The 8,295-nt window shown below is 73.8% G+C and carries 8 protein-coding genes; 7 read left to right on the forward strand and 1 reads right to left on the reverse strand.

Annotated elements, in window-relative coordinates:
* The coding region (locus ACFU74_RS34385; protein ID WP_380764015.1) for a DUF461 domain-containing protein at positions 1–561 on the reverse strand (561 nt) is incomplete at its 3' end.
* A gap of 416 nt (positions 562–977) precedes the next feature.
* Between ACFU74_RS34385 and ACFU74_RS34390 the strand changes: the two genes are divergently transcribed.
* The 7 genes from ACFU74_RS34390 (at position 978) to ACFU74_RS34420 (ending at position 8,233) form a co-directional block, all read left to right on the forward strand.
* Complete coding sequence (locus tag ACFU74_RS34390; protein WP_030244332.1) at positions 978–1,460, forward strand: CarD family transcriptional regulator; 483 nt, start codon at positions 978–980, stop codon at positions 1,458–1,460.
* A 258-nt stretch (positions 1,461–1,718) separates the two neighbouring features.
* A complete protein-coding gene (gene ispD / locus ACFU74_RS34395) occupies positions 1,719–2,477 on the forward strand; it encodes a 2-C-methyl-D-erythritol 4-phosphate cytidylyltransferase (RefSeq protein WP_380764025.1) in 759 nt (252 codons plus the stop codon).
* A 49-nt stretch (positions 2,478–2,526) separates the two neighbouring features.
* Positions 2,527–3,039, forward strand: coding sequence for a 2-C-methyl-D-erythritol 2,4-cyclodiphosphate synthase (gene ispF / locus ACFU74_RS34400; protein WP_380764027.1), 513 nt, complete (start codon positions 2,527–2,529; stop codon positions 3,037–3,039).
* Between the two features lie 146 nt (positions 3,040–3,185).
* On the forward strand, positions 3,186–3,578 hold the full coding sequence (locus tag ACFU74_RS34405; protein ID WP_380764017.1) for a PPOX class F420-dependent oxidoreductase: 393 nt from the start codon (positions 3,186–3,188) through the stop codon (positions 3,576–3,578).
* A 115-nt stretch (positions 3,579–3,693) separates the two neighbouring features.
* Entirely contained in the window at positions 3,694–5,088 is a 1,395-nt protein-coding gene (cysS, locus tag ACFU74_RS34410; protein ID WP_380764019.1) for a cysteine--tRNA ligase, read from the forward strand.
* Between the two features lie 139 nt (positions 5,089–5,227).
* Positions 5,228–6,223 carry a 23S rRNA (guanosine(2251)-2'-O)-methyltransferase RlmB gene (rlmB, locus tag ACFU74_RS34415; RefSeq protein ID WP_380764021.1) on the forward strand — a complete coding sequence of 332 codons (996 nt, stop codon included), beginning with the start codon at positions 5,228–5,230 and terminating at the stop codon, positions 6,221–6,223.
* A 204-nt stretch (positions 6,224–6,427) separates the two neighbouring features.
* The gene (locus ACFU74_RS34420; protein WP_380764023.1) at positions 6,428–8,233 is read left to right on the forward strand and encodes a DoxX family membrane protein; all 1,806 of its coding nucleotides are present in this window, start codon (positions 6,428–6,430) and stop codon (positions 8,231–8,233) included.
* Positions 8,234–8,295 lie beyond the last annotated feature (62 nt).

Raw genomic sequence — 8,295 nt, forward strand, 5'->3', positions numbered from 1 at the left:
CGGCGTCGCCGCCGGGGTGGCGGCCTTGCTCGGCGCGGCGCCCGGGACGGTCGGCCCGAAGCCCTTGTACAGGTCCTTGTTCGGGCTGACGTGGGCCTCGGTGTCGAGCTTCTCGTGGTTCTTGAACGTGAAGGAGGTCGCCACGTAGCCGCCCACGGTCACGGTGGTGGAGGCGATCTTGGCGGTCGGGTTGCCCGGCCCGCCGAGCAGCACCGCGCCGCCGGCCGGGACGGAGATGCTGGTCAGCGGGGCGCCCTTGTCGTCCGCGAAGGTGGCGGGGGCGCCACCGGCGACGGTGACGGCCTGGAGCTCCAGCGTCTCGGTCCCGCTGTTGCTGATGTTCACCGTCACATTGGCGGGGCCGGTGTGCTCACCGGAGGACTCGTCCCCGGTGACCACGACGATGTTGTTCAGCCGGACGTCGGTGCCCAGGGTGGCCGACACGTTGTCGGGCTTGATCTGCAGGGTCTCCGGGGTGTTCCCGGCGGCGCAGGAGGACAGCGAGGCGATGGCCAGGGCGGCGATGGCGGCGATGCTGCCGCGTCGAAGGCTGCGGCTCACGGCGGCGGCTTCTCCTAAGTCACGTGTCGGAAGGTCAGGTCTCAGATTATCGACCTCGCTTATGCCGTCCTCACGGGGTGGTCCCTTCGTGTCGCGCACCCGGTGTGGACGGGCCCCCGGACGGCGGCACTTCCGCGTGTTCAGGTCAACCGCCGACCAAGATCGGATCACGATCCGGAAACGACCCGATAAACGGTGAAAGCTCAAGATCAAATCACGGTTTCGGGAGTGTTGCCAGAGGTTTCAGCGGGCGGCGGAACCGCCTCCGACCTGCGGGAAGCCCTCCTCGAACACCGGTCGCAGCACGTCATGGGGGTCCTTGTCAAGCCCCGAGACCGGCCCTGACCTGCGAAAACGCCCTTCGGGTGCGCCGAAAAGCGTGTTATTCTGGAAAGCCACGGAAGGGGTCCTGTCACATGACGTTCAAGGTTGGCGACACGGTGGTCTACCCCCATCACGGGGCCGCGCTGATCGAGGCCATCGAAATTCGCCAGATCAAAGGTGTGGACAAGACCTACCTGGTGCTCAAGGTGCAGCAGGGAGACCTGACGCTCCGCGTGCCCGCCGAGAACGCGGAGTTCGTCGGCGTGCGCGATGTGGTCGGCCAGGAAGGTCTGGACCGGGTCTTCGAGGTGCTCCGCGCACCGTACACCGAAGAGCCGACCAACTGGTCCCGTCGCTACAAGGCGAACCTGGAGAAGCTCGCCTCGGGTGATGTCATCAAGGTCGCCGAGGTCGTCCGCGACCTCTGGCGTCGCGAGCGCGAGCGCGGCCTCTCCGCCGGTGAGAAGCGCATGCTCGCCAAGGCGCGCCAGATCCTCGTCAGCGAACTCGCGCTGGCGGAGAACACCAACGAGGACAAGGCGGAGACGCTGCTCGACGAGGTGCTCGCCTCGTAGCGGCCGTCCGCTCCACAACGCTCACAGCGCCCGATGCCGGCGCGCCGCCCACCGGACCGAGGGTCCGGGGGTGGTGCAGTGGCACTTCGGGCGCTGAGGCGTGTCCGGACGACGCCCCCGCACCCGAGCGGCCTGGCCGGCCCGGGTCCGCATGACCGTTTCTGCTTTTGTCGCGGGCGGAAGACGGTGGTGCTTCGGAAGGGGTCCGCGCCCGTCGTGCACGCCATGGCCATACCCACTTCGCCGAAGGAGTGAAACCTGAACGCCACAGCAGCAGTCGCAGCAGCAGTGGTGCCCGCCGCCGGCCGCGGTGAGCGCCTGGGGCCGGGGGCCCCGAAGGCCCTGCGTGAACTGGGGGGCGTGCCGCTCCTGGTGCACGCCGTCCGGGCGTTGACCCGCAGCCGCGCGGTCGGCCTGGTCGTGGTCGCCGCCCCCGCCGACGGGGTGGCCGAGGTGGTCGCCCTGCTCGACAGCCACGGGCTGGAGGACAAGGACATCCGCGTGGTGGCCGGCGGGGCGACCCGCCAGGAGTCGGTCCGGCTGGGCCTGGCCGCCATCCCCGCCGAGGTCGGCATCGTGCTGGTGCACGACGCGGCCCGTCCGCTGGTCCCGGTCGAGGTGGTGGACGCGGTGGCGTCCGCCGTCCGGGCCGGGGCCGAGGCGGTGGTGCCGGCGGTGCCGCTGGCCGACACCGTCAAGCGGGTCGAGCCGGTGGCGGGCGGGCCCGAGCCGGTGCTCGACACGCCCGACCGCGCCACCCTGCGCGCGGTCCAGACCCCGCAGGGCTTCCGCCGGGAGACGCTGGCCGGGGTGCACGCCAAGGCGCTGGCCGAGGAGGCCGCGGCGGACGGGACCGGCCTGCCGCCGGTCACCGACGACGCGGGCCTGGTCGAGCGGTTCGGCGGCCGGGTGGTCGTGGTGCCCGGCCACGAGGAGGCGTTCAAGGTGACCCGTCCGCTGGACCTCGTGCTCGCCGAGGCCGTACTCGCCCGCCGGAGGGCCGCCGATGCCTACTGAGCCGATGCCCGCTGAGCCGATGCCCACCGGTTCGACGCCTGCTGAGCCGATGCCGACCGGGCCGACGGCCGGCCCGCAGGCCCCCGTCATCCCCAGGACCGGGATCGGCACCGATGTGCACGCCTTCGAGGCCGGCCGCCCGCTCCGGGTGGCCGGGCTCGACTGGCCCGGTGCCGGGGACGGCCTGGCCGGCCACTCGGACGCCGACGTGGCCGCGCACGCCGCCTGCGACGCGCTGTTCTCGGCCGCCGGGATCGGCGACCTGGGCGCGCACTTCGGCACCGACCGGCCCGAGTGGGCCGGTGCGTCCGGGGTACGGCTGCTCGGCGAGGCGGCCCGGCTGGTCCGCGAGGCGGGCTTCGAGATCGGCAACGTCGCGATCCAGGTGATCGGCGTCCGTCCGAAGATCGGCAAGCGCAGGGCGGAGGCGCAGGCCGCGCTCGGCGCGGCGGTCGGCGCCCCGGTCTCGGTCTCCGGCACCACCACCGACGGGCTCGGCCTCACCGGGCGCGCGGAGGGGCTCGCGGCGATCGCCACCGCCCTGGTGTACGAGCGCCGTTGAGCTCCGGGGCGCGGGGCCCGGGAACAATTCCGGGCTGACGGGTGTTCACCGGGCGTTCGGTGGGCCCGAGTCGATAGTGTTCGGGATCGGGCCCGCGCGGGCTTACCCCTCGGGCCGTACCCGCCGCTGACGAGATGAGGTTTCCGATGAGCGTAGAACTCTCCGACCGCGCCAAGGGTCTGTTCGACGGCACGAGCTTCGCCGTGGTCTCCACGGTCCAGCCCGACGGCAGCCCCCAGTCCTCGGTCGTCTGGGTCAGGCGCGACGGTGACGACATCCTGTTCTCCACCGTCCAGGGCCGCCGCAAGCACCTCAACCTGCTCCGGGACCCGCGCATCTCGATCGTCGTCAACCCGCCGGAGACCCCGTACGAGTACCTGGAGGCGCGTGGCGAGGTCACGATGACCACCGAGGGCGGCCGGGAACTGATCGACGAACTGTCCCGGAAGTACCAGGGCAAGGACTACGGCTACGACGGCCCGGACGACGTGCGCGTGGTCGTCCGGCTCACGCCGCGGAAGGTGGTCGGCTCGATCTGAGCCGCCGGAGCGGCGGGGGAGGCCCGGGTCCCACCCGGCGGAAATGGCTCCGCCGGGGGTCTTGACATTCCGGAATGTCGCGGGGCACCCCCCGCCGCCCACTACGCTTGACGCTGTGAGCATTCGACTGTACGACACCAGCACCCGACAGGTACGCGACTTCGTCCCGCTTGTACCGGGTTGTGTCTCGATCTACCTGTGCGGCGCTACCGTCCAGTCGGCGCCACACATCGGGCACATCCGGTCCTACCTCAACTTCGACGTCATGCAGCGGTGGTTCGCCTACCGCGGGTACCAGGTGACCTTCGCCCGGAACGTCACCGACATCGACGACAAGATCATCGCCAAGGAGCGCGAGCTCGGCACGCCGTGGTGGCAGATCGCCTACGAGAACGAGCGCGCCTTCAACGACGGCTACGACGCCCTCGGCTGCCTGCCGCCGACCGTCGAGCCGCGCGCGACCGGGCACATCCCCGAGATGGTCGAGATGATGCGCGGCCTGATCGAGCGGGGCCACGCCTACGCGGCCGACGGCAACGTCTACTTCGACGTGAAGTCGTACCCCGACTACCTCGCGCTCTCCAACCAGAAGCTGGAGAACCTCCTGCAGCCCTCCGGCGAGGGCGAGACCGGCAAGCGCGACCCGCGCGACTTCGCGATGTGGAAGTCGGCCAAGCCGGGCGAGCCGAGCTGGGAGACCCCGTGGGGCCGCGGCCGTCCCGGCTGGCACCTGGAGTGCTCGGCGATGGCCCACAAGTACCTGGGCGCGGCCTTCGACATCCACGGCGGCGGGCTCGACCTGATCTTCCCGCACCACGAGAACGAGATCGCCCAGTCCAAGGCCTACGGCGACGACTTCGCCAACTTCTGGGTGCACAACGCCTGGGTCACCATGGCCGGCGAGAAGATGAGCAAGTCGCTCGGCAACTCGGTGCTGGTCTCCGAGATGGTCCGGTGCTGGCGGCCGATCGTGCTCCGGTACTACCTGGCGTCCCCGCACTACCGCTCGATGATCGAGTACAGCGAGGAGTCGCTGCGCGAGGCCGAGGCCGGCTTCGGCCGGATCGAGGGCTTCGTCCAGCGCGCCGTCGAGCGCTGCGGCGCCGTCGACGCGGCGCCCGAGGTGCCGCCGTCCTTCGCCGAGGCGATGGACGACGACCTGGGCGTGCCGCAGGCGCTCGCGATCGTGCACACCGCCGTCCGCCAGGGCAACAGCGCCCTCACCGCGGACGACAAGGAGAGCGCGGTGGCGCGCTTGGCCGAGGTCCGTGCGATGCTCGGAGTACTGGGTCTGGACCCGCTCGACCCGCAGTGGGCCGGGGCGGAGCGCGGCGAGGACCTGCACGGCGTGGTCGACTCGCTGGTCCGCCTCGTCCTGGACCAGCGCCAGGCGGCGCGGGCCCGCAAGGACTTCGCGACCGCGGACGCCATCCGTGACCAGCTCGGCCTGGCCGGGCTGGCGATCGAGGACACCCCGTCCGGCCCGCGCTGGACGATCAACAGCCAGTAACCCCCCGGCGACCGAGGGGTGAGGTGGGCCGTACCGGACCGGTGCGGCCCTCCCGCATGACGGAGCGCATGCCGTCGGGCGTCACCGGCACTGGCCGGGGCGGCCGGCCATGCCGGACAGACAGACAGGAAGTACAGCCATGGCCGGCAACAGCCAGCGCAGGAACCGCCGCAACCCCGGGTCGAAGAAGGGCGCGAGTGTCGGTACCGGCGGCCACAGCCGGAAGGCGCTCCAGGGCAAGGGCCCGACCCCGCCCGGCGAGGAGCGCAAGGGCCACCCGAAGCAGCGGGCCGCCAACGCCGCGCTGAAGCGCGAGCGGGACGCCAAGGCCAGGGCCGGCATGCGCCGGGCCGGTGGCGGCGGCCGGGGCGGCCGCGGCGGCGCGGGCTCCGCCGAGCTGGTCTTCGGCCGCAACTCGGTGGTCGAGGCCCTCCAGGGCGACGTGCCGGCCAACGCGCTGTACGTCCAGCAGTTCATCGACACCGACGACCGGGTCCGCGACGCCTTCCAGGCGGCCAACGACCGCGGCATCCCGCTGATGGAGGCCCCGCGCCCGCAGCTGGACCAGATGACCGGCGGGATGAACCACCAGGGCCTGGTGCTCCAGGTCCCGCCGTACGAGTACGCGCACCCCGAGGACCTGCTGGACGAGGCCGCGGACTCCGGCCGGGACGCGCTGATCGTGGCGCTGGACGGGGTCACCGACTCCCGCAACCTGGGCGCCGTGGTCCGTTCCGCCGCCGCCTTCGGCGCGCACGGCGTGGTGATCCCGGAGCGCCGGGCGGCCGGTATGACCGCCGGTGCCTGGAAGACCTCCTCGGGTGCGGCGGCCCGGCTGCCCGTCGCCCGGGCCACCAACCTGACCCGGGCCCTGGAGGCGTACCAGAAGGCCGGCCTGATGGTGGTCGGCCTGGCGGCCGACGGCGAGGCCGAGATCGGCGACCTGGAGGCGCTGACCGGGCCGGTGGTGATCGTCGCGGGCAGCGAGGGCAAGGGCCTGTCCCGGCTGGTCTCGGAGACCTGCGACCTGCGGGTGCGGATCCCGATGTCCGGGCTCACCGAGTCGCTGAACGCGGGCGTCGCGGCCGGCGTCGTGCTGTACGAGGCGGCCCGGCTGCGCGGCAAGGTCGGCTGACGCCCCCGGGGGCGTGCCGGCCTGAGCACAGCGCGGGCGCACGGCGCAAGGCGTTCTCCGGAACCGCCCGCCGTTCGCCCGCAAGTCAGGGGAAAGCGATCGGATCCGCCCGGGTCCGATCGCTTTTTTCCTGATCACTTCAAGGGCACTCCCGATATCCACCCGGGAGAGTGTCCTAACCGGGCGTCACCCGGTTAGACGGGCGTGGACACCAGAACACCTCGGCGCCCGCTCCTGGGCGGTGGCAGCACCGGGATAGACGCGGGCCCCGGCCTCAACACGGTCAAGGTGCCGTCCGACCCGGCGCGCCTCAGCAGCACCCAGGCGAGCTTCCGGCTCAACCTCGGCACCCCGGTGGCGCCGCTGATCGACGCCCCGGCCGGACTGCTGTCCACGGGCGCCGCGTTCGGCGACCCGTACGGCACCCAGGGCCTGATCCGCCGCCCGCTGGTCACCCCGCAGGTGGTCGTCCCCGCCGGTGACGTGCGCGCGCTCGCCGGCGGGCTCGCCGGGCCGCCGCGCCGCAAGGGCCGGGTCACCCCGGTCACCTGGACCGGTGAGGCCGGCCCGGGCGACGTCGCGGCCACCCAGCTGCTGGAGGCCGTCCGGCTCGGCGCCGTCCCGGCCGGGGTCGGCGGGCGCGGCGGCCGGTTCGGCGGCTCCCTGGCGGACGCCGACACCCAGGTCATCCCGCCGTACGGCGGCGCCCGGGCGGTGCCGCGCCAGCCGCGCGAGGGCGACGGCACCGCCACCGAGGGCGGCATCGGCCCGGTCGGCGCGCCGCAGGGCTGGACGCCCAGCGGCGAACTGCCCGAGGTCTCCGCCGCCGGTGCCGAGGGCAGGCCGCCCTGGTACCCCGGCCGCCGGGTCGACCTCGGGCTGGTGCTGCTGCCGCTGCGCGCCGTGCTCGGCTCGCTCTCCGTCTACGCCGGGTTCAGCAAGCTCTGCGACCCGGTGTACTTCGACGGCGGCGAGCGCGGCTCGATGATGCGCTGGCTCGCCTCGCTGCACCCCTGGAAGGTCGCCGAGCCGCTGCTGGCCTTCGCCATGGCGCACCCGGTCGGCGCCGGCCTGGTGGTGTCCTTCACCGAGATCGTGGTCGGCGTGCTGACCGTCCTCGGCCTCTGGCAGCGGCTCGCGGCCGGAGCGGCGATGACGCTGTCCGCCGTGCTGCTGTTCACGGTGAGCTGGCGGGCCGTCCCGGTGTACGACACGCCGGACCTGATCTTCCTGGCGGCGTGGAGCCCGTTGCTGATCGCCGGGGCGCCGTTCGCCTCGCTGGACGGGCGGCTCGGCCTGGAGGCCTGGCGGCACCACGGCCCGGACGCGCCGGCGGCGCTGCGCCGCCGGGTGCTGCGGCGCGGCGCGGTGGTCACCTCGGTGGTCATCGGTCTGACCCTGCTGATCGGCTCGATGCTGGGCGCGGCGGTCCGCACCGGCGCCCGGCCGCAGCCCCCCGCGCCGTCCCGGCCGGCCACCGACTACGGCACACCGGTCTGGCCGAGCGGCGGACCGTCCGCCACCCCCGGCGGCAAGGCCCCGGCCACTTCGGCGCCCTCGCCGGCCCCGTCCCGGCCGGCCACGCCGAGCGCCGCGCCCACCACCGCCGCGCCGTCGGGCACCGCGACCCCGCCGAAGCCGAGCGGCACGGCCACGCCGAGCACGCCGAGCGGCAAGGCGAAGTCTCCGGCCCGGCCGGAGACCGGGTCCCCCTCCGGTGCCCCGGCGGCCTCCGCGCCGCCGGCCGCACCGGCGCCCGCCGGGTCGGCGCCCGCGCAGCGCGCCACCCCGGCCCCTGCGGCCGGCACCGGCTCGGCGCCGAAGCCCGCGCCGAGCGCCGGGGCCGGCGGCCAGGGCGGCGCCCCGAGCGGCTCCGGCAACGGGGCCGGCGGCTCCGGCAACGGTTCGGGGCTGCTCGGCGGGGTGCTGGGCAGCGCGCCGCTGGCCGAGCTGTCCGGCGGCGGCGCCCACGGGTCGTCCGCCAGGCCGGGGGCGCCGACGGCCACCTGACGGGCCGGGGACGCGGCCCGGTGACGGCGATCGGCCGGGTGCTCCGTGGGGGAGCACCCGGC

Source organism: Kitasatospora sp. NPDC057500 (assembly GCF_042802195.1).
GTDB lineage: Bacteria > Actinomycetota > Actinomycetes > Streptomycetales > Streptomycetaceae > Kitasatospora.

Bases quoted from the DNA above. Each gene is read 5' to 3' on its own strand.
- ACFU74_RS34390 (WP_030244332.1), top strand. From the start codon at position 978: ATGACGTTCAAGGTTGGCGACACGGTGGTCTACCCCCATCACGGGGCC.
- ispF (WP_380764027.1), top strand. From the start codon at position 2,527: ATGCCGACCGGGCCGACGGCCGGCCCGCAGGCCCCCGTCATCCCCAGG.
- ACFU74_RS34405 (WP_380764017.1), top strand. From the start codon at position 3,186: ATGAGCGTAGAACTCTCCGACCGCGCCAAGGGTCTGTTCGACGGCACG.
- rlmB (WP_380764021.1), top strand. From the start codon at position 5,228: ATGGCCGGCAACAGCCAGCGCAGGAACCGCCGCAACCCCGGGTCGAAG.